This window comes from Luteibacter sp. P1_D3, assembly GCF_056406135.1.
Genome location: NZ_JBFUAT010000037.1, coordinates 22,309 through 43,587, shown reverse-complemented (window position 1 = coordinate 43,587; position 21,279 = coordinate 22,309). Strand labels below are relative to the sequence as shown.

Sequence of the window (21,279 nt, the reverse complement as noted above, 5' to 3'; positions counted from 1 at the left end):
CGCCGAAGGCGTGTGGTGCCAGGCGATTTCACTAGTTTCTTTTCCCGTCAGGGTATTCATGATTACGTTTAAAGCGCTTGACGAACGCGGGCCTGTCGACTTCCCACTGCTTGTGGAGTCTTCAGGTTCTCAGTCCCTTCTCGATTGCCTGTCTTCCAACCGCGAGCAGATCCGCGATAGATTAATCGAAAGTGGTTCGATCTTATTTCGTGGATACTCCATTGATTCTGCGGATGCATTCGCCGATGCCACGCGTGGTATAACAACTGACGCGCTGAACTATATCTATCGGTCAACTCCAAGGACGTCGCTTGGATCACGGGTCTTCAGCGCAACGGAGTTTCCGCCGGCATTGGAGATTCCTCTCCATTGCGAGAATGCATATCAGCGTGACTGGCCGACGCTCCTGGCGTTTGCGTGCATCAAGGCCGCGACAACCGGTGGAGAAACCCCTCTCTCCAATGTTAGGGCGGTGACCCGCGCAGTAGGTGACGAAATCCTAAGCGAGTTCGAGAGGCGTGGCGTCAAATACATGCGGCATTATCGGCCGTACGTAGACTTGTCGTGGCAAACTGTGTTTCAGACGGAAGATCGCGCGCAGGTAGGCGCCTATTGCGACGCCCATGATATTGAGTACGAATGGATTGCTGAAGATAGGTTGCGGACCGTACAGGTTTGCCAAGGTGCTGCAACCCATCCACAGACCGGCGAAAAATTGTTGTTTAATCAGGCTCATCTATTTCACGTATCAAGCATGGGAGAAGCGGCGGCGCGGTCTCTGATTGATGTGTTCGGGGCCGACGAATTGCCGCGCAATGCTTACTTTGGCGACGGTGGCGAAATTCCGACCGCCATGCTTGAGCGCGTTCGTCAGGCGTACGCCGACCATTCGGTGCAATTTCCCTGGCGTGACGGTGACGTGCTTCTGGTTGATAATATGCAGGTAGCTCACGGGCGAAGGCCATACACTGGAGATCGTAAGGTCTTGGTTTCCTTGTTTAAGCCGTATAGCGAAGGTGGATATTAAAGGCCTTGCGGCAGCGGGGCTTATCAGTTTTAACGCAATGAATTCGTACCGTCTCGCAACTCACAAGTCGCATCGTTTCTGCAATCGCTTATGAGAATCGCGACAACGCGCTCAGTCCGTCGTGTCGCGCGGCTCGACTAGCTCTCGAGCTCCTTACACATTGCGTGCGTGCTTGGTCTCAGGAATATCAATACGTCGGGTTTGGAGACCGTCGCCGTTGCCGCAAATGTTGGGGACGAGCGAGGGTGTACCGGATCGATTCATCGAACCACGGTATGGGCTCCTGGCGGTCGCGTCTTCCACCAATCGCAACTAAGCGTTCGTGTTGAGATGCTTGAAGACGTCTGGAAGTCGTCATCGCCTCCGCGATTCTTCAGATGATAGGCGTGGACTCGGAATGCAAGTGCTTGTCAGGCCTGGATACCTATTAGGAAGAGCCACATGATCCGTGATACGTCTGCCACGGACCGCCTCGTCGAAGTCGGCTCCAACCGTAGCCGCAAGCTGATTTACATCGGCGCCGGCGTTGCTGTGGTCGCCGCGCTCGCATTCGCGCTGCCCCATGTCGCCACGATGTTCTCCGCGGACAGCTCGGTGAGCGCCTCGCGTCTGAGCTTTGCCACGGTGACCCGCGGACCTTTCGTCCGCGACATCGCAGCGGAAGGTAAGGTTGTCGCCGCCGTGAGCCCCACGCTATATGCCGCCTCCGCCGGCGCGGTGATGCTGACGGTGCATCCGGGCGACGTGGTGAAGAAGGATCAGGTGCTCGCCGTCATTACCAGCCCAGACCTTGCCGCCAAGCTGGCCCAGCAACGCTCCGCCGCCGATGCCGCGAAGGTGGAATTCCTTCGCGCGCAGATCGACGCGACGAAGAAGCGGTCGGAACTGCAGAAGGCCTACGACAACGCGGTCATCGACCAGACCGCCGGCCAGCGCGACCTCAAGCGCTACGAAGGCGCCTTCGCCAAGGGTGCGGTTCCGGTCGCCGATGTCGACAAGGCCAAGTCCACACTCGACAAAGCCGACGTCACGGTGAAGCACGCGCAGTCCGATCTCACCACCGACAACGGCAGCCTGACCTTCGACATCCAGGCGAAGAAGCTCGCCTATGACCGCCAGGTGCTGCTGGTGCAGGACCTGGAGCGCCAGGTGGAGGAGCTCAACGTGAAGTCGCCGGTCGACGGCCAGGTGGGCCAGGCGTTCATCGCCGAGCGCGCTACCGTCGCGAAGGATGCACAGCTGCTCAGCGTCATCGATCTTTCCGCCCTGCAGGTGGAGATGAAGGTGCCCGAGAGCTTCGCGCGGGATCTCGCGATCGGCATGCCGGGCGAGATCGGCGGCAACGGCAAGGTCTGGAACGGCAAGGTCAGTGCGATCTCGCCCGAGGTGGTCAACGGCGAAGTCGCCGCCCGCCTGCGCTTCGACGGTGCCACGCCGAGCCAGCTCCGCCAGAGCCAGCGTCTCTCCGTTCGCGTGCTTCTCGACAAGCGTGACAACGTGCTCACCGTGCAGCGCGGCTCGTTTGTCGACGAGAGCGCTGGACGCTACGCCTACGTCGTTGCCGACGGCATGGCCGATCGTCGTGACGTCCGTGTCGGTGCGAGCAGCATCGACAAGGTCGAAATCCTGAGCGGCCTGAAAGAGGGCGACGAGATCGTCATCTCCGGTGCCGACACCTTCGGCGACGCGAAACACGTCGCCATTAGCCGCTGATTCAACGACATTCCCTTAACAACGAAGAAATCGTGATGCTTAAGATGACCCATCTCGCCAAGGTCTACCGCACGGAAGTCGTCGAGACCTACGCCTTGCGTGACTTCAACATCGACGTGAAGGAAGGCGAGTTCGTCGCCGTCACCGGCCCCTCGGGTTCGGGCAAGACCACCTTCCTGACGATCGCCGGCTTGCTCGAAACCTTCACGGGTGGGCAGTACCACCTCGACGGCGTCGAGGTCAGCCAGCTGGACGACAACGCCCGTTCGCGTATCCGCAACGAGAAGATCGGCTTCATCTTCCAGGCCTTCAACCTGATTCCCGACCTCAACGTGTTCGACAACGTGGAAGTTCCGCTGCGCTATCGCGGCATGAAGGCAGCCGAGCGCAAGCAGCGGATCATGGATGCCCTCGAGCGCGTCGGCCTCGCTTCGCGCGCCAAGCACTACCCGGCGGAACTCTCCGGTGGTCAGCAGCAGCGCGTCGCCATCGCGCGTGCACTGGCCGGTTCGCCGCGCTTGCTCCTGGCGGATGAGCCGACCGGTAACCTCGACACGCAGATGGCCCGCGGTGTCATGGAACTGCTTGAGGAGATCCACCGCGAAGGCGCCACCATCGTCATGGTCACTCACGATCCCGATCTTGCCGCGCGCGCCCAGCGAAACGTTCACATCATCGACGGCCAAGTGGTGGATGTCGCGCCCGATGCTGAGGAGCATGAATACGTCGCGTGACAATACGGCTCGGTGCCATGACATACGTTTAGGCGAGCAGCACTCGCATGGCGCCGTCCTATTCAAACCCGGCCCATCTAAGCGATAGCAACCAATACGGACACGGGCTTTGAACTTACAGGCGCCGCTGTCTGTCTTGGAAGGGTTCGATGCGGCGCTTGACCATCTGTGTGAATTCCGCCTCAAGGCGAGGGGCAATCGAGTGACTGGCCTGATTGCGGAAATCGATGGTCAGTCGCCAAAAAGCGTCATCGACAGACGCGAGGTGATGGAGAAACGGATGCAACGTCGACCAGACTGAGCCGATGGCGGCGAGTTAACGCTCCCGCTGAGGCCGATTGAGGTAGCGGTTTCCCTTGTCGCCCTCGAGTCTGTCCTTGTAGGTGGGATCATTCGCAAGGCGACCGTAGTGGACAACGCGGGTGGCAATGTTTCCCAAACGGTCGCGGGTGGCGGCTGGCCTGCAACAGGCACCAGGTGGCGACGGGCTCGACCCAGTGCGACCGGATGGTCCAGTTCGCGTCGTCGTCAAACCGGCCGGACGCAAGCACGGTCACCCATGCTTGCAACGACAGCAGTTGGCTTTGCCATTGGTGGATGCTGTTCAAGGCTTCGCGGACGTCACCCTCGATTAGGGCGTCAATGAAGGCAAGGTGCCAGCTCACCTCACCAACCGTCTCGGTCAGATCGTACGAAAGTGGCCTGTCGCCGGTGGCTCGCAGCGGACCAGCGCATCGAGGTAGGCGGCAACCGCGTCACCGTAGAGGTCAAGGTCTGGATCCGAACGACCTGTAAGGATGTTTTCTCGAAGAGGTTAGCGGTTCCGCCGTCGTCGACGACAGGGTTAGGTTCCGCCGCGGCGTCGTTGCATGGCGGCCAGCTTGGCAAACCGATCCTCGCCGGCGTCTTGAGCAAGCACGCGTTCCGCGTAGCGGATGGGCATCCGTTCGCTCGCCCAACGCCCGGCGACCTGCACCTGCGCGGTGGATGAGCCGGCACGCACCATGTCCTGGGCCGCACCCACGCGCGCCGAGTGACCGGATAGCCAATGCAGGTCAAGGTCCAACCCGGCCAGTGCCGCGGCCCGCCGGAACACTACACTGACTTCCCGTGTACCAAGTTTGCGGTCCTCACGTTCTCGGGCACGAGCGATACGTGCCTGCCATTGAAGACGGATCGCCTCGGTCGGCGCGGCGGCGAGATCCAGATCTCGATCATCCACGACGGCATGAAAGATGAAGGTACCCTCGGAGGAATGCGCGCGCCAGGCCTCGAGAGCGGCTAACGTGGCCTGACGCAGGTACAGGGTGCGTCCTGCGCCCGCCTGATCGGTTTTGGTCTTGCCCAGTCGATACGTGCCGCCCCCCTGCGGCAGCGGCGCCAGGTGAGCCCATTCCATGGCGACCAGTTCGGCGGAGCGCAACATCAGGTCGTAGGCCACGTGCAGCATCGCCGCGTCCCGCGCCCGGCGCCGCCGTTGCGCCTCCTCCGCCAGCGACCGTAGCGTCGGCGCGACCCGGCGCACCGTCACGGTCTCCGTCTGCAGCGCCGTGACCAGTTGCTCGAGCAGCTCAAGGGTCATCGGGGCAGCCTGGCGCTGCTCGCCCTCGAGCTGTTCACGGACCAAGTCGCGCCAGTAGTCGCGCGCGATCGCGCCGTCCATCGGATTCKGGCAGCCATGCCGACGGTGAATGTCCGCCAGCGACCAGAGCAGGTGCTCGAGCGTGGCCTTCTTGCGTCCGGCGGCGACCAGCTGATCGAGCAACTCGCGCACGTCGTCAAAGCGCGCCGGCAGGACGACCCGATCGTAATGGGCACAAAAGGCCAGCCAGGTCAGCCAGTCGGCCGCACGCGTCCGATGACTGCTCGCCGCCAGGCCCCGCGTGCCGTGGCGCTGTTGCTGGACGACATAGTCGCGCGCGCTAGTTGCTTGCGCGTCGGACAACGCGAAACGAAACGGTGCGCCCAACGGGCCGACGATCGCCGCCGCGACCGGGGCGAGGCGGTCACCGGCGGCTTCGGCGAGCGGGATGAGGCCTTCGTTGCTGGCGGTGCCCGCCTCAGCGCCGCGGGCGGCGCGCAGGTGCGCGGCCAAGCGCTCCCGCGTGGCCTGGAAGGGCAGGGCGACGACGTCCGTGCGTTGGGCCATCACGCGCGCCGACGGCCGCGAGCCGAGATACGGCCACTGYATCCTTCCTCAGCCGTGGTCATCAGACGGTCCCGAGGAGGGCGCGGGCGGTGAGGGCAGAAGGAGGGTCAGGGTGACCGGCAAGCCGTCCGAGCCGATCAGCTGCACCGGCCGGCCTACGTCGATGACCGCGTCGACGTAGCCGCAGGCGGCCGACGGGGCGTCCGCCTTCTGCAGCGTATACACTAGGGCGACGGCAGCCCGGCCGTCCGGCCGAAGCGCCTTGACCACCGAACTCACGGTGATCGCGCGATAGGCCTGACCCGCACGAAGTTCCTGCTGCCGGGCATTGACCTGACCGACGACGTTCAAATCGGCGTACGCAGCGAGCTCGCCCAGTTGCCAGATCAGCCGCACCTGGAGCGCCTCCTCGGAGACATTGACCTGGGTGTCGTGGATCACCTGGGTCCCGCAGGTCAGCTGCTGATGCTTCACGACCCGTAGCGCCGGCAGGGCCGGCTGCGCGGTCGCGGCGGTGGCCAGCGCTAGGGCGCCCGCGAAAGCGCAGCGCATAGGAGCGGCGCGGGTGAGGCGGCGAGTGTGCATGCGGAGCATCCGTGCGCAGAGGAGCAGGTAGGGTCAGCGTAATGGGCTTATCAACCTCTGACAAGTGGCATTGTCAGAGGTCGTTATTAGCGAATAATATACCGTATGTATGGTATATTTTGTTGCACCGTTACTGGGAGGCGCGTAGCCTCGACGCACCCTCCACCGAGCGTCCGCCATGCATGATGCGAATCCCTTGAATGCGCTTGAACAGCAGGTGCGCGATGCATGGGAGGCCCGCTGCGGTGTGCGTCGGGGCCCACTGGAGCAAGCGGACGTCGACGCGATCGCCGAGGCGGCGTTCGCGCTGGAGGGCGTCAAGCCCACGGTGGAATTCATACGGCGCATCGCCGGCGGCGGCTCGCCCAACACGATCCACCCCAAGCTCGATGCGTGGTTTCGCCAGGGTCGCCAGACCGCGGAGCCGAGCGCCGTCCCCACGGAATTACTCGCCCTGTGGGAACGGCTACGGGCCGACGCCACTCGCGTCGCCGAGGACGGGCTCGCCCCGGCGCTCGGCGCCCTCGCGGACGATCGGGCGGCGCTGGCCGCGGAAGCGGCGCAGCTGACTCGCGATCAGGCCGCGCTCACCAGTGAACGCGCCGCCACCGAGCGGCTGGTCACGGCGCTGCGCGAGGAGTTCCAAGCCCTGCAAGCGCGCAACGAGGTACTGCAGGCCGAGCTAACCCGGGTCAGCGAGCAAGCCCGTGAGGCTGCCGAGATGCTCAAACAGCGAGACCGCGAGGTGGAGCGGTTGCAGCGTGAGGGGACTATGGCCACGGCCGAGCAGACCCGCCTTACCAGCCTATTGGCCGCGGCCGACGTGCGCTGCGCCTCGCAGCAGGCCGAGCTGGAGGCCGCAAGCGAAGCCACGCGCGCCTTCGAAGTGCAAGCCCTTGCGCTGCGGGCGGCGGCCACCGAGTCTGCCAACGCGCTCAGCGAAGCCCGGCAACTCGCCGAGCTACAGGGCGGCGAACTGGGCGCGGCACAGACCACTGTCGCTACGTTGAGCGATCGGGTAGACCAGCTGGAGCAAGCGCTTCAGTTAGTGCGGACGGCCGCCAAGGCGGACGCGAGCTTGCACGATCATGTGGCCGCCGATCTCCGCCGGGAGCGCGAGGCGTTAGGAGCCGTCCGGGCGATAGCAGCGCAAGCCAGCGAAGCCTTGGCGGCCAGTCAGGCCACCGCTTTGGCCCTGGCTGCCGAGCGGGATCGTCTACACGCGATGCTGCTCCAGCACTCGCTGCCGGGAAATCTCGGCGCCGATCACCGAGCGTGAGTTTGCCAATGAAAACACCGTCGGGCCGGGGTCCGTGCAGGGCGGCCCGGTCGATTGGCCTCCAGACGAGAAAACTGTAGCATCCGCCGGTTAAGGGGAAGCAGGGAGCGGCTGGTGATATCGGAGCATGTCAGATTAGTCCGTCGACGCGAACGGCACACCTTGACGCGCGTGCGCAAGCTCGCTCGGCGTCGCCGCCTCCGGCAGGCACGTGAAGCGAGTGCGTTTACCGACGCCCCGCTTCGCCTTGTTCCCGACAACGTTGGACGTGTGTTGCGGTGTGTGACACCACCCACGGATCTCAACCTTCGCGCCAATTACTTGGAGACCGTTGATTTCCTTGAGAAGGTGCGGCGTATGGCCGGGTTGCTCAAGGGCAAGTTTTGGGTCGATTTTACGAATATTGGGTCGATCACGGCCGCTGGCGCGCTGCTGATGGTGGCGGAGTTTGACCGCTGGACCGAGAAAACGTCTCACCGGCGCCTATCGGCACTGGATCTGCCCTCATGGCACCCCGCAGTCCGCAGGCGACTGAAGGAAATGGGGTTCTTCACCGTCCTTAACACGCCCTATGATGAAATGGACGCCGACGATCCCGAGGGTGAGCGCTTCTTGGAGTTCATTTCGGGCCACCGTACAGAAGGCGACAAGGCCAAGGAGCTCCGCAAGGCGATCGAGGGTTTGGGTGCGAAATTGCGCGATGCCCCGGCGCTCTACGACGGTCTGGTGGAGGCGATGACTAACGCCCACCAACATGCCTATGACGATTCGGCGCGGGACGATACCAGGCGTTGGTGGATGTCAGCCTCGGTCAATGCGGCGGCAAACAAGCTGACGGTCATGTTTGTCGACCATGGGGTGACGATCCCGCGGACTCTGCCAAAGAGCCGCCTGTGGGAAATTATCCGCAGCGGGTTTAGCGGCCTTGGCATGCTTCAGGCACTACTGAAAGATCACGCGAAAATGATCGAGGCTGCGATATCGGTAGATCGCAGCCGGATGAACGAGGTCCATCGCGGTAACGGGTTGAAGCGCGACATCCAAGGCTACATTGAACAGCATGACGCGAAGGGCAGCTTGCGCATCATCAGTGGAACTGGGCTGTACGTGTACAAGAAAGAACCGGGCACCAAGAGCAAGGTTGAATTGTCCAAACTACCGGCCCCATTTCGTGGGACATTTATCGAGTGGGTAGTAGAGAACTACGCCGAGAGCGACGGGAATGACAAAGATGATTGATATTGCAAGAGATTTCTCTGACATTCCTGGTGGCCGCTTCCCCAGCGACGGCCCGTACAACGGTCAGGATTTCCGCGATCGCTTTCTGGCACCTGCCCTGGAGCAGGGCCAGGTTGAAGTGGTTATGGATAACACAGAGGGCTTTGGCTCGTCGTTTCTCGAAGAGGCCTTTGGCGGCTTAGTTCGCCGCTACGCCTTCGCCGCGTCCGTGATCCACAGCAACCTGAAACTGGTGGCCAACACTGCGGCGGCGCGGCGCTATAAGCGTATGGCCGAGATGTTTATCGAGGAGGCGCTCAAGGTGCGCGATGGCGGCGTCAAAGCCCCCGGCGCCGATCACCACCTCAGTTGACCGGTAGTTCGCCTGATATGGGCACCGCAACGGAGATTGCGAAGTGGGGCTTGAACTTGGTGACGAGTGGGGCTGTCGCTTGGTTTACAGCAAACTGGACCTACCGGCGTTCAGCGCAACAGCGCCATATCGAGCAGATTGACACCGCACTGGATGACTACGCGCTTGCCGGACAGGCGTACTGGCGTGAGGATGGCGCCCGGCCGACCGAAGAGCGGGCCATTTTGCAAGGTCTGGATCGACTCTCGTCTCGTGTGGATGCGTACTTCGCCAATGCGCGTAGTGAGGATGGGAAACTGGCGCTCGACCTTGCCATCGACGACCTTCACAAACTTGTTGCAGGGGACGACTTGCATGGCAATGCCTTTAAGTCGCCCGAGCGTGTTGCGGCAAGAAACTATCCGGGGCAAATAAAGGTGCGAGCGGCCAACATTCGGAAGACCGTTCTTGCTCTGCCATTGTCCACCAAGATGCCTTTCGGCTTCTTCTGAACTGATTGGCCTTTCTGAGCGCTACAGATTGATCAAGTGATCCGGCCGTCGTAAACGTGCTCAACCTGGAGCTGCGACTGAAGACCTTGTCGACGGTCGCAGTTGCGGCAGTTGGGCTCGGTGCTTACGTAGCGCTAGAACCGGCGCGGCAGCGGGACATCAGGCATACGTTGACCGCTTCGCTGCGAAATTGCCTGCGGCACGTGCCATGCTCGTTGTGGTCACCGACGACTGCGATGACTGGCGTCGACGCTGGCCGGGTGCGACCGGCGATGCAGGCGCGCTCGGGTGACTTTATCCCCGAGGTGCGGCCGTGGTATGGCAAGATCGGCAAGACGCGGGTCGCCGCCCGCTCCGGCCAGCTTCCAAAGGGCACCATGTCGAAACGCGACGTAATCAACGAGATACGCGAGCGCTATGCCCGCAACCAAGGCGATTTTTCGCCACGACGCGCGGATCTCGCCGACCTGACTAACAGCTTCCGCCGCCTCGGGGAGGGCGAGAGCCTTGCCCAGGCACTGCACGTGATAGGCATCGTCGCTTGCATCGAAGTGGCGGTTCGCGACGCGATCAAACGGCTCATTGATCACGGGCCGCCGTTCCTGGATCGAGTCGAGGGCTTCAAGGAGCACCTTCGATTCGACTTCGCTCTGACCAAGGCGCTGAGTCTGAGACAGATCACGTTCGGTGACCTAGTTGCGCACTCGCTGCCGATTAGCAGCGTGGAACATATTGCGTCGCATTTTGAGGCGCTGTTCGCAGAAGGGGGAAGCGGCACACCTTTCGCCATCTCCTGTCGCATCTACGTGAGTTCGTCGAACCTTCCGATGATGAAATCCTTGCCCTCTTTGAAGAGCTGCCTCGCGAAGTGTCCCGCGATGCACCCCGCGGCGACTCACCCCCGCTGATCGCGCAAGTAGACGAACTGTTGGTGGGACTGGCGAACCTTTTCAGAACACGCCACATGGTCGCCCACGAAGCACAGTTCGCCGCTGTCACGGCAGTCGAGATCGCAAGCTATTTTGATGTTGCATGGGTCTTTAACCAGGCCGTTTACGAACTGGTCGAGCAGGCCATTCACCCTGGTGCCTCCCGATACGGCATGGGCATGTCGATGCAGTCGCTCGCGCGCGCCGGGTCGATCGAGAATGCGGGGCGCGCCTTGGAAAGACGTATATTCGAGAGCATCGATGATCGCTTCGTGGACCGCTGCGAGCTCACTCGTGCCTTTGCTGCCACCGTGGAGAACTTTGACGCTTACCATCGAGCGCAGGCGGCCTTTCGCTTGGCCTTGCATGGCATGGCCGGCGGCAATGCCATGCGTAATATCGAGGCAGACGTTACCACGACGCTTGGGGCCGCCAGACGCGAACATCTGGAGGATTTAGAGGAGCATGTGCTCTTTTTCGGAACGAATAACGCCGGACGGTCGTAGCGGCATGCGTTGCAGCGACGTGCCAACGGGCCCACGCCGACCATAGCAGATGCCGCCCTCGGGCCCACTTCACCGAGGTGTCGTCTTATGGTACACAGCTTGCATTGGCACATCACGGACGGTACAGGGGCGTACGATGTCGCAGGTACAAGAGATCAACATCCAGTTGGATGGGATTAGCAACGTGCTCAAGACGCGGCGCTTTCGCGTCCCACCGTATCAACGGTCCTATGCGTGGGAAGCTGAGCATGTTGATGCGCTGCTCAGCGATATCCACGATGCGATCAAAGGCGGAGAGCGAGAGTACTTCCTTGGCTCGCTGGTGGTGACCGGACCGTTCGATCGCCGCTTCGAGGTCGTTGATGGCCAGCAGCGCCTGACCACGGTTAGCCTCCTGATCGGAGCGATCCGAGACCGCTTCCGCGACGACGGTGATCCGGAGGCGGAAAACTCCATCCGTAACGACTACCTGGCCAACGTCGATCGGAAGACGAAGGAGAGGGAAGCCAAACTGACGCTCAACGAGGTCGATAACGAACTGTATCAGGAGCTGATCGAAAACCGCCGCGACCTGGATCGCAGCAAGTACCCGCGGCAGTCCCACGCTCGGCTCATCTCTGCCGCTGAGCGTATTCGCGACTACATCGATCGCATCTGCGAACAGTCAAAAGACTCCGAGGAAGCTCTACACGAGTGGCTTGACTATCTAGAAGCCAACCTCAAGGTTATCCTGGTCGTAGCCTCTGACGACAGTAATGCCTTCGTCATCTTCGAGACGCTTAACGATCGCGGCTTAGAGTTGGCCATTTCGGACTTGCTGAAGAACTATTTGTTTCACCGGTCCTCCGACAAAATCGAAGAGACGAAAAATCGCTGGTTGACCATGGTGGCGACATTAGAAAGTGCGTCCGACGATCCTCTCGTCGTGACATATCTTCGCCACTTCGCCATGTCTAAGTACGGTCTTGTCCGCGAGAAAGATCTCTTCGGTCTTATCAAGCGGCGCATTACCAGTAAGAAGCTCGCGTTAGCCTTCTCGACGGAACTAAGTAATACGTCGCGAGTCTATGCTTCGCTCATTAATACCGAGCACGAGTTTTGGAACAAATTTGATCACGCCACCCGCGAATCGGTTATAGCATTCAACCTGCTCGGAATGGTCCAGATGAGGCCACTCCTTCTGGCTATCTTGGACAAATTCGACGCGCGAAATGTCAGCAAAGCGTTTCGGAAGCTGGTGTCAGTGGCCGTTCGGTTTCAGATTGTGGGTGGGGCGGGCGGAGGTACGCTCGAACGTATCTACAGTGACGCAGCGCGCCAAGTGTCCGAAGGCAAGCTGACGTCCATCGCCGACATCCTCAAAGGATTTACAACGCTTCCATCGGATTCAGCTTTTCTGCAAGCCTTCGCCACGGCCACAATCTCCAAGCAGGCTCTGGCGCGATATTACCTCCGCTCGCTGGAGCAGGGCAGTGATCCCCAGGGCGAGGTGGTGCCTAGCTCAGACACGGGCAAGGTAAACCTAGAGCACGTTCTTCCACTGTCGCCGTCCGACGCCTGGTTGAAGCGGTGGGCGAGCGACGATGTTCGCGCATATCAAAGGCGTCTAGGTAACATGGCCATTTTGTCGGCCCGCATCAACAGTTCCATCGGAAACGACGATTTCGTCTCCAAACGTTCCGAGCTCGCCAAATCCAAGTTTATATTTACGCGGATGATCGGAGACGCTAACGAATGGAGCCCCGACGCAATCAATGTTCGACAAGTCGCGATGGCGGAGACCGCCGTAAAAGTATGGACGCTGAAATAAGCGGCACCGATTGACGAAACTTGGCGCAAGGCGCACACGTCAATATGCCGTGTGTGTTTGTTCGGCTTTGGTGAGGGTAGCCACGGCTGCGGGCATGGCCGTGCTTGCCGCGTCGAGTTGAGCACCGCGATCGACGTAACAAGTCACTCTCGAGGTGAGCTAATAGCGTCGACGTGAAGCCATTGCAACGCCGCTTCTTGACTCAAGCGCGTGCTCAGGGCTTGCCAGACTAGCTTACGCTTTGGTTATCGGTGCCCCTGTCCAAGAGACATAATATGACGACGGCTCAGCCGCCCGCTCGCGGCTATGCCTGGGCGGCAGCGCCAGGCGCTCGAAGAGGCGGATAGCCTGCGCGGACCGCCTCGGTCGTCATGGCTCGAACGATTCTTCACGTTCACGGGCCTTTCGCCGTTCGTCGGCAACGGCATTATTAACTTCGTGTCGGCCATGACGGAGCCAAGCATCAAGGCCACTGACCGAGAGCCGCATCGAATCTAACGCCGCGAACCGCTTTTCAAGGATAGTTGCTGTCGTACTGCTCCACGTGGTGGGCATCAGACGTTCGACGATGTCGCCGAGGAAGGATTTTTTGTCCGGCGCGGCGGCGAGAACATCGAGGAACGCGGAAGACGGACAATCTCCCTCGGCGGAAGAGTCATTCATGAAAAGAGCCATGTTTCGACCTAAGGCAGCAAAACGGACGCTTGGGTCTTCCGTGGCCCATTGGATGGTCACGTGCGGAGCGACGTTGCCTATAGGTACGGCAAACCGGCGCGAGGGATGCCGGTAACCTGCCTCCCCACGCTTGGGAACGGGCACCAGAACGATGCCGAGCGCGATTGAAGGGTGGACCTTTAGGAGAGCAGAAAGTGTCAGGGTCACTGATCCCGGCGAGAGCGTGGCTTGTGCCAGGGAGCGCTCGAGGGCGCGGACCATTTTGTACACCACCGAGGCACCTGCGTCGTCGTGACAGCAGGTTTCAATAGTACGCGACACTGCGTCGTCCAATCGCTCGTCCATGCCGTTGAAGGAAAATTCCGACAGCAGGGTCAGGCCCGCTTCAACAAGGACAGTATCGGTCGGTCGCTCTGAGGATTTGTCCGCTCGCACCCGCCCTCGAAGGATTTGGAGCGCAATCTCGCGGCCGCCACGTCTCGTTGCAAGCACGAAAAGGATCTCTGAAAGAAGGTCGCCTGGCACATCAGAGTTATTGACGGCGAGCGCGCGGAAATGTGAAGCGTCGACATCCGCCGTTTTCAATGCGGAGAGCAGGCGCCTTGCACCAGCTTCGCCAAGTCCTTGTGAGTTCTCGAGCACAGGAAGAAGATGTATAAGCTCATCATCAACTGCGATGCGGTCCAGCGCAGCGCCGGCAGCTTGGCCGTCTCGCTCGGTCCATGCCTTGATGAAGCCAGCAGGCACCCCAAGGCTATGGACGAAAGGGGAGATACGCAGTGCACTAATGAGTTCCTCCCAGATAGGGTCGGGCTCACTGGCAGCCTCGCATAGTCCCTGCCCGCAGGCGAATGCCCCGAATGCGCTAATGCATTCAAAAACTTCGCGGAGAAACACACGTCGGACGGTCTCATCTCGCGCTAACTCGCGCCCGATTTGGGTTGCCGCAACCGCCTGTTCACTCAATAGTGACGGCAGGTTCGCACTTTTGCCTCCAACGCTGGAGGCTCGATGGCCTGATAACACGATCGCGCGGGCCCGATCATGGAGGCTCTGCGGTGCAAGTTCGTCGATAAGTGCAGCTAGGGCTGTTTGGTCACTATCGCTGGTCGTGGGCGACGAGCACGAGACGGCGCTCGCGGCGACCCACCCGTCCACCCAAGCGGAGCCCTGCGAGGCAGCGCGCATCGCATCGAGCACTGCGCCACGCGCATGACCTTTTCTCCACAACGCGGAGAACTGTTTCGCAAGTAACGCTCTGGTGTCTAGGCGCGATCCGTCAAGCTCTACGGCAAGGAAAAGTGCGTCCCTTACCCAGAGCACCTGATCGTACTCCGTCGCTGAGTCATTCTTGGGCAAGGTCGTCGCGGGAAGAGGCCCGAACCTGGCAAACGTGGAGTGAGCCTCGGCAACAAGCAGCGCGCTTACTGCCGTACTCGTTACGGCGCGAAAATCGGGGTCTTCTGCGAGACTTCGTATGAAGTTTCTTCGTTGCAATGCAGGAGCCGGTGTATCCGATCCGTTAAAGAAAAAGAGGCTTGAGAAAGCAATTTCTGCAATGGGGTAGGGTGACTTCTCGGATTCCGCCAAAACGAACTTGGCAAGCAAGAATGCAACCGTGTCGAACGTGTCAATACCGACTGCGAGTGAACGGATAAGGCGAACCCAGTGAGCCTGCTGCCCGATGAAGAGCTCTCCGACTGGGTGCATCTTAAACATCGCTTCGACCGTGGCAAGCACAAGCGGAGGATTCAACGGAGCGAGGCTAGCCAGAACTTCGCGGTGCGTGTCGTTATCCGGATAGGATCTATATAGAAGGCCGCCTGGTGAAGTCCAACGAGTTAGAAGATTTTGCGCCTCAGGGCTGTCATGCAAAACGCCCATGCGGCGCGCAAAAGAGCGAAGGGCCCGCTCGGAAAGATTCAGGCCGAAGGCATCGAGCGACGCGGGCGGGATTCGCCTCACCGCATCGGCGGCTAGTCGGTTGGCTATCGCTTGTGGCAGGACTGCTCTCCATTGGCCACGGCGCTGCACGAGACCGCGGTCGTGGAGGCCCGAGAGGACCTCAAAGAGGGAGTCGGCAGTGCCTGCGCGTAGTTTTGCAATTGTGGCAAGCTCGCTGCCTTCCGACGTGTCAGTCCCGTCAACGGAGAACAATAGCGAAAGGTCCTCGGCACCCTTACGCGTCTCGGGATCCTTTGCGCCGCGCGGGTAAAACAGTCGGTCAAACAGCTCCCTGCTTTTAAGCTGCCCTGTAGGTGGATGCCGCAGCAGGGCATCTGCCATGGCCGCGGCGACCCGGAAGTTGCCGTCGCTTAGCTTAACGATTTTGTCTGCGTTACCGGACGATAGAAAGGGATAAGCAACGGCAAGCCAGTCGGCGACAACATCAGTCGATGTAGCGTACAGCCGAAACACGTCCGTCTTTTCTGGCTGGTCCTCCTGGATGTCATATTCAACGGTCAGCAGGCTGACTCTGCTGGCCGGGGCAACGCAGACAGATGTCAACGCAGCATGTGTGGCAGCATTGCAGTTGTCGACCACTAGGATGGCACGCGTCCCACTCTGAACGAGATGCTGGGCGATTTCGCGCGCAGAGATCGTCGGCTCGAGGCCGTAGTCTGTGTATATTGCCATCGAGGGGTCGAGCGCGTTTCTGCCGTGTGATGCTTCGAAAAGCGCGTGAACGAGCCGCGTTTTCCCCACTCCTGACATGCCGACTAGTCGTGCGCTCTCCCTAGACCTTCCTAGGAGCACGCGTAACCGGTCGATCCCCTCTTCAACTGTGACGAACTCGGAGGTTGGTAGTGTTTCGTCCTCCACGCATGCCGTTTCGTTGACGATAAGCGGCAGAGCCTTATTAACCGAAGTGTCGATCCAATCGCCGATTGCGCTCCATCCCGTTAATGCTCTGTTGGCTTTTGTTCGGACCCACGTTGCGACGCCAGGATAGCAATTGACCCATGTCGCCAAGCGGTCCCGGTCATAGAAATCAACCGCCAAGTTGCCTGCATTCGCCTCGGAGCTACAGGCATTGGCGATGGCTCTGCGTCGCTCATCGAGCCGCGACTTGGTCAACGTTCCTTGACCGCTTACGATGATGTATGCCCCGCCCTGATCAATGAGGGTCTTGATGGACGGCCTGAGGATCCCTTTCGGACGCATCTCGGACTCGATGGCATGGGGTGGCATGTCGGGCTTCTTGACTTGGAAGCCGGTGATCGCGCGTTGGACGAAACTCGGGCGTGGCAAACTCGCACCGCAATCAACGTGAACATCGAGTCCGCCGTCGGAAGCATCCTGGTTGCCGCCTGCGGTCACACCCACTAACGGCAAGCCCTGAGCACCGAGTTCAGCCAGCGCTAGCCGGGCGACGAGGGTGCGCAGTTCGTCGTCTTCTAGTTTGGCGATGTCGTCGCCGGTTACGTCAATGATGTAATGCATACGTGATCTTTGTGCCCAATCATTCGAATCGTTGCACGTCGCGGCGCCGCGATGAAGATATCGCCCATCGCCGACGCAGTGCGAATGGATGCCATTACCCGAAGGACGACGACCCCTACGCGAGAGGGAGACACCCAAACGAAGTGGCCAGATCCCCGCATTTCGGGGCAACTCAATCCTCGCTCTTTCTGTTCCGGAGCGCTGCCATCGCGCCCGCTCCAGCTGACGACCTGCGCGTGTAATAAGTGACCATGCGGTCCGTCTTCCATCCACCAGCTTGCTGAATCTGCGTGCTGCTCGCGCCGTGCTCGGCCAGATCGTTGGCCGAGCCAATCCGAGCCGAATGCCCACTGATAGCTGCAGCGTTCTCCAGTCCCGCCGCTTTTGCCCGCCGACGAAAGATCCGCGCGACCTCTTGGGCTAACAGGGCAGGGGAGGATGACGCGTCCGCCTTCGGGCGCCCTCCCACAGGCCGGAAGAGGGCGCCCTCGATGACGCCGCCGACGGCCTGCCAAGCGCGAATCCGCGCAATGGTTTCCAGGCTGACGAAACGGTAATCGGGCGCGGTGCCGTTCTGGTTGGTCTTGGAAAACGGAACGTGCAACGACCAACTGTTGCGACGGCGGTTGTGGTGCAAGTGGTCGACTTGGATCGCCACGAGCTCGGACTCCCGACACAGCGTGTCCGAAGCGAGCGAAAGCAACGCGGCGTCGCGCAAATCGCGAGGACTGTCGCCCAAGGTGGCAAGGATCGCCGTGATGCCGGCACTGTCGAGCTCACCGGCTTGCTTGCGTGCGTGGCCACCGGTGGTCGTCAGGCGGCGGATGAGCTTTTTCCACTTGACCGGCCAGTCCGGATCCTTCGAAGGATTCGGCAACCCCGCGGCGACATGCACCACGCCTACGGTATACAGATAGCGATCGATGGTGGCGCGCTTTCGGCCTTTGTCGATCGCCGCGCCCAGGAAGGCCTCGAGCTGGGCGACGGTCGCCGGCAATGGCGTGGCGCCGGCGAGATCGCACCAGGTCAGGTACTGGGTCCAGTCCGAGCGAACCGCTTTCACGGTCGCGGTGGCGCTGCCGGCGGCGAAGTCGCTCGACCAGGCAGCAAGGCGGGCGAGCACGTCGTCCACCGACGTCGCCAGCGCGGGTCGCGGCTCCTGAATCGCCAGGGCCACGGCCGGCATCGCGGCGAGGGCCTGCGCGTGACCGGCACGGGAGCGGGGAAGGGCACAGACCTTGGTCATTCGTGGATCCGGAGGAGTGCGCCCAAGGCGCTGTCAACGCCATGATAGCGAATAACTGCCATTATTCGCTATCTTTATGTTCGTCATTTATGGATCTAATTCAGCACTTTATGACACCATAGTACTCGTGGATTAAACCGATCAAACACMTACCCACTGATCTTGAGGACCACAGATGGAACGCAGTCAAAGCGAACGCATGGTGCGCTTTATTGGCAGCCTGCTGCCGCTATACGACATGGAGTACGGGGTCGACGCGTGCCGCGCACGTCAACTGGCCACGGGAGTTACCCTGGATGTCGTCGACGAAAGCGAGGCGGAGGAGGTGCGGGGACTCATTCAATTGCGCCATCCTGGCTCGAGCGACACCTGGATGGTGGAAGGGCGCATGCTGGCGACCGAGGCTCTGAAGCAGTACGTGGACCTGCTCGGCTTTGGTATGCCGGAGAAGGCCCGGCGCAGGGAATTCCGGCGCATGTGCGACCATTTCGCCTTCAAGACCGGGGCGTACGCTTACATTGAATGGGAGGACGACCAGTCGGAGGCGCTCGTCCTCGCTGGTAAGGTCGTCCGCGCGCTGGGTAAGGAAGTCGCGATGAGCGGGTTCAAGAGCCTACTTGGCTTGCCGTGATTACCTGCACCACGCCGTTTTACACCTGCCTCAGCGAAGGGAGCGGCGTCGATGGATAGGCAACTTTTCACCCTCATACGTAACTATATTGATGCCGTGGCGCATGCAACAGCTTTACTAAAAGCCTCAGGCATCTCGCTTCCGACAAGCAATGACGACTGGGCAGCGACGCCAATAGGCCCACGAGGTGAACTTGGCGGTGGCGTTCGTTACCAGAAGCACGGCTATGGCTGCGACGTCCAGGGGATCGACTGGTCTGTCGATTTTGACTTCGGCGAGAACGGTCAGATCGATGCTTTCGACGAGTGGCGATTGAGGATATTTCTGACGGAGAATCCGCGCTGCCACGACGAGTAACAGGGTTAGTCTGCAGTTCGTCACAAGGTTAGTGGGGCGACCTGCGGGACAGGCGCGCCCCGCGTGCTGACCTTTCCATGTTCGCATAATGTATATTATGTCAACTTGTAAGCCAAGCGGTTTCTCGGAGCTTTCAGGAAGATGTCGTCACCTACCAATTGATGTCGGCGCACTGCCAGTTCGTGTCGCACGGGCCATTGATGTCGCCAATTCCCCTAACCACCCTGAAGATGCCTAGCCGGTGCGCTGCGCGATGTCGACAAGTCTCTACCTAGGCTGGTAGTTYTCCGATCGCGGCTGCGCGGTCCCGGACGGATTCTACTTAGAGCCCAGCAGTCGCTCGAAGTCGTGCTCGAGATTTCCTGCCCTGATATGAAGGCGTGTACGGTGCTTCTGTAGAAACTCGTTTTTCATGCGGGAGATGCTGGCGTCGTTACTCGGGACACGCGTGCAAACGATGAGTGCACTGACCRGTCCCCGCTTTGCTCCGCATTTGTCGAGCAACTTGGCCGTCGCGAGGATTTGCTTGCATCCGCGATCGACCTCCTTCCCTTTGAGCTCGACGATAACGTCGCCTACACCTGGCTTGGATACGACATAATCGGCAGCAATTTCGTTCTCTACGAGTCCGCCATCGATCTTAGTAACAAAGACGTCGCCTCGTGTTGGATTGAGGAATACGGCAGACTTTCCATGTTCTGAAACTTTGACCTTCGACACGTTGTATTTCTCTCGACTCGGCGCACAACCATCCTTGGCTTTTTTCACAGCGAGGCCTCCAGGTCGAGTAGAGAGTCGAACTCCATGCCCGTGTGTTCGGACACGGAATCTATGTAGTCCGAATTTATTAGGCCGTAGTCATCAAGAATGGGGATGAGCTTCCTGTCGTGGATAGCGTAAGCAGATGCTCTGCCAGGTGCGATCCATGACACCGCTGGAACAATCGCTTCCAGCTCCTTTCTACGCTCCACTGGGATACCTCGTGCGAGTTGGCCCGCCTTGATCAGAGTATTGATCTTAGCTAACACGTAAGGGCTGTGCGTGGTTATGACGAGTCTTCGAGCAACGGCAGTCTTCGACGACTGAGTTCGACGGCGAGGGACTGCAACCATCTGCGCAAACATCTCGACTAACGACGTTTGAGCGCTAGGAAAGAGGTGAGCTTCTGGCTCTTCAACAAATGTCAGGGACGCCTTCTCACGCCAAAGCGTGAAACGTAGGGCGTACAACAACGGGAGCAGCTCCTGTTGACCAGACGACAACGCGTTGAATGGGATACTACGACCGTCGTCGGTCGCTAGATACTGCTTGCCGCGCTCTTGAACTACTTTTCCACCCAGCAGCATTTCAAGGTTCTTCAAAAGAGGGCTGGGAATTTCTCTCTCATAGAATGATGACTCACGCAGGTTCGTAACTAAACGGCCGAAGTAAGCGACGAGGGGATCAAGCACCGAACGATCTTCAAACGCCGTGACAATCTTACCGACACTAGTGAAAAAGGATCTGCCAGCTGGAATATAAAGCTGATCCTCGGGAAGTTCGTTACCGAGCGACTTCTCAATATATTTTCGAACGACTGTGAACGACCTATAGAAGGGATCAAGTTCGCGCTCTGCTTGGCCTTTAGCCGCACTGGTAGTTTTGGCGTAGACGTCAGCGACAGATTCGAGCAGTTGCTCTGCCCTTTCCGACAGAACAAGTTTAGCTTTGGGGGAGCCATTCCGAGTCTTGACACGGGACACCGTGAAGACGTGCTCACCAGTGGTGAAGGTGATCACGAATTGCTTTGTTCCCCATGACGGCGGCTGAAACCAGTCGCTGAACTCCTCGAGAATTCGGTCCTTGAGCTCGGTTGGGGTGCGCGCATCCGTCACCCAATGGGGAAGATTCGAAAAGATGCCGTTGAAGAAGTAAAAAAGCTTGCAGATGACGCTCTTGCCGCTGGCCTGAGGGCCGATGATTACTGTGAGGTCGTTCACCTGTAGAGAAGCTCTATCGATGCAGGAAAAAGACTTGATATCGAGGGTACGCATTAGGCCGGGGTCCGTTGGCAGCGAGATCTGTAATTTCGCGGCAGATTACCAGTCACGAGGCGGGCAAGCGAGGAAACCT

18 protein-coding genes are annotated in these 21,279 nt (G+C 60.1%); 12 read left to right on the top strand and 6 right to left on the bottom strand.

The genetic code is table 11. The annotated features are described in order from the left end of the window. The 3 genes from AC1DYM_RS19295 to AC1DYM_RS19285 form a co-directional block, all read left to right on the top strand. On the top strand, nucleotides 1–1,027 hold a 1,027-nt coding region (locus tag AC1DYM_RS19295; protein WP_477341090.1), incomplete at its 5' end, for a TauD/TfdA family dioxygenase. A 441-nt stretch (nucleotides 1,028–1,468) separates the two neighbouring features. Beyond that, on the top strand, nucleotides 1,469–2,740 hold the full coding sequence (locus AC1DYM_RS19290) for an efflux RND transporter periplasmic adaptor subunit (RefSeq protein ID WP_477341088.1): 1,272 nt from the start codon (nucleotides 1,469–1,471) through the stop codon (nucleotides 2,738–2,740). A gap of 35 nt (nucleotides 2,741–2,775) precedes the next feature. Further along, on the top strand, nucleotides 2,776–3,474 hold the full coding sequence (locus AC1DYM_RS19285; RefSeq protein ID WP_477341086.1) for an ABC transporter ATP-binding protein: 699 nt from the start codon (nucleotides 2,776–2,778) through the stop codon (nucleotides 3,472–3,474). Between the two features lie 844 nt (nucleotides 3,475–4,318). Here AC1DYM_RS19285 and AC1DYM_RS19280 read toward each other — a convergent pair. Together AC1DYM_RS19280 and AC1DYM_RS19275 are read right to left on the bottom strand one after the other, a co-directional pair. Beyond that, nucleotides 4,319–5,623, bottom strand: a complete 1,305-nt coding sequence (locus tag AC1DYM_RS19280; RefSeq protein ID WP_477341084.1) for a tyrosine-type recombinase/integrase — start codon at nucleotides 5,621–5,623, stop codon at nucleotides 4,319–4,321. Nucleotides 5,624–5,671: 48 nt separating this feature from the next. Beyond that, nucleotides 5,672–6,208 (bottom strand): hypothetical protein, encoded by a 537-nt coding sequence (locus AC1DYM_RS19275; protein WP_477341082.1) that lies wholly within the window; start codon nucleotides 6,206–6,208, stop codon nucleotides 5,672–5,674. A gap of 178 nt (nucleotides 6,209–6,386) precedes the next feature. Here AC1DYM_RS19275 and AC1DYM_RS19270 point away from each other — a divergent pair, with 178 nt between their 5' ends. The 7 genes from AC1DYM_RS19270 to AC1DYM_RS19240 all read left to right on the top strand — a co-directional run bounded on the left by AC1DYM_RS19270 (nucleotide 6,387) and on the right by AC1DYM_RS19240 (nucleotide 12,814). Continuing rightward, complete coding sequence (locus AC1DYM_RS19270) at nucleotides 6,387–7,487, top strand: DNA-binding protein (protein WP_477341081.1); 1,101 nt, start codon at nucleotides 6,387–6,389, stop codon at nucleotides 7,485–7,487. A gap of 171 nt (nucleotides 7,488–7,658) precedes the next feature. After that, nucleotides 7,659–8,726 (top strand): hypothetical protein, encoded by a 1,068-nt coding sequence (locus AC1DYM_RS19265; RefSeq protein WP_477341079.1) that lies wholly within the window; start codon nucleotides 7,659–7,661, stop codon nucleotides 8,724–8,726. Then, a complete protein-coding gene (locus AC1DYM_RS19260; protein WP_477341077.1) occupies nucleotides 8,719–9,078 on the top strand; it encodes an STAS-like domain-containing protein in 360 nt (119 codons plus the stop codon). Before AC1DYM_RS19265 ends, AC1DYM_RS19260 begins: the two co-directional genes overlap by 8 nt. Nucleotides 9,079–9,095: 17 nt before the next feature. Then, entirely contained in the window at nucleotides 9,096–9,569 is a 474-nt protein-coding gene (locus AC1DYM_RS19255) for a hypothetical protein (RefSeq protein ID WP_477341075.1), read from the top strand. Nucleotides 9,570–9,805: 236 nt separating this feature from the next. Continuing rightward, nucleotides 9,806–10,477 (top strand): hypothetical protein, encoded by a 672-nt coding sequence (locus AC1DYM_RS19250; protein WP_477341073.1) that lies wholly within the window; start codon nucleotides 9,806–9,808, stop codon nucleotides 10,475–10,477. A gap of 56 nt (nucleotides 10,478–10,533) precedes the next feature. Continuing rightward, complete coding sequence (locus tag AC1DYM_RS19245) at nucleotides 10,534–11,004, top strand: hypothetical protein (RefSeq protein ID WP_477341071.1); 471 nt, start codon at nucleotides 10,534–10,536, stop codon at nucleotides 11,002–11,004. 136 nt (nucleotides 11,005–11,140) lie between these two features. Beyond that, nucleotides 11,141–12,814 carry a DUF262 domain-containing protein gene (locus AC1DYM_RS19240; RefSeq protein ID WP_477341069.1) on the top strand — a complete coding sequence of 558 codons (1,674 nt, stop codon included), beginning with the start codon at nucleotides 11,141–11,143 and terminating at the stop codon, nucleotides 12,812–12,814. A 369-nt stretch (nucleotides 12,815–13,183) separates the two neighbouring features. Here AC1DYM_RS19240 and AC1DYM_RS19235 read toward each other — a convergent pair whose 3' ends face one another. Next, complete coding sequence (locus AC1DYM_RS19235; protein ID WP_477341067.1) at nucleotides 13,184–16,933, bottom strand: hypothetical protein; 3,750 nt, start codon at nucleotides 16,931–16,933, stop codon at nucleotides 13,184–13,186. 172 nt (nucleotides 16,934–17,105) lie between these two features. Next, complete coding sequence (locus AC1DYM_RS19230) at nucleotides 17,106–18,179, bottom strand: tyrosine-type recombinase/integrase (RefSeq protein WP_477341065.1); 1,074 nt, start codon at nucleotides 18,177–18,179, stop codon at nucleotides 17,106–17,108. Nucleotides 18,180–18,354: 175 nt separating this feature from the next. Here AC1DYM_RS19230 and AC1DYM_RS19225 point away from each other — a divergent pair, with 175 nt between their 5' ends. Both AC1DYM_RS19225 and AC1DYM_RS19220 read left to right on the top strand, forming a co-directional pair. After that, entirely contained in the window at nucleotides 18,355–18,810 is a 456-nt protein-coding gene (locus tag AC1DYM_RS19225) for a hypothetical protein (protein WP_477341063.1), read from the top strand. A 51-nt stretch (nucleotides 18,811–18,861) separates the two neighbouring features. After that, nucleotides 18,862–19,167 (top strand): DUF6896 domain-containing protein, encoded by a 306-nt coding sequence (locus tag AC1DYM_RS19220; protein ID WP_477341062.1) that lies wholly within the window; start codon nucleotides 18,862–18,864, stop codon nucleotides 19,165–19,167. 318 nt (nucleotides 19,168–19,485) lie between these two features. Here AC1DYM_RS19220 and AC1DYM_RS19215 read toward each other — a convergent pair whose 3' ends face one another. Both AC1DYM_RS19215 and AC1DYM_RS19210 read right to left on the bottom strand, forming a co-directional pair. Continuing rightward, a complete protein-coding gene (locus AC1DYM_RS19215; RefSeq protein ID WP_477341060.1) occupies nucleotides 19,486–19,935 on the bottom strand; it encodes a hypothetical protein in 450 nt (149 codons plus the stop codon). Beyond that, nucleotides 19,932–21,200 (bottom strand): AAA family ATPase, encoded by a 1,269-nt coding sequence (locus AC1DYM_RS19210; protein ID WP_477341058.1) that lies wholly within the window; start codon nucleotides 21,198–21,200, stop codon nucleotides 19,932–19,934. The genes AC1DYM_RS19215 and AC1DYM_RS19210 overlap by 4 nt, the downstream gene beginning before the upstream one ends. Between the last annotated feature and the right edge of the window lie 79 nt (nucleotides 21,201–21,279).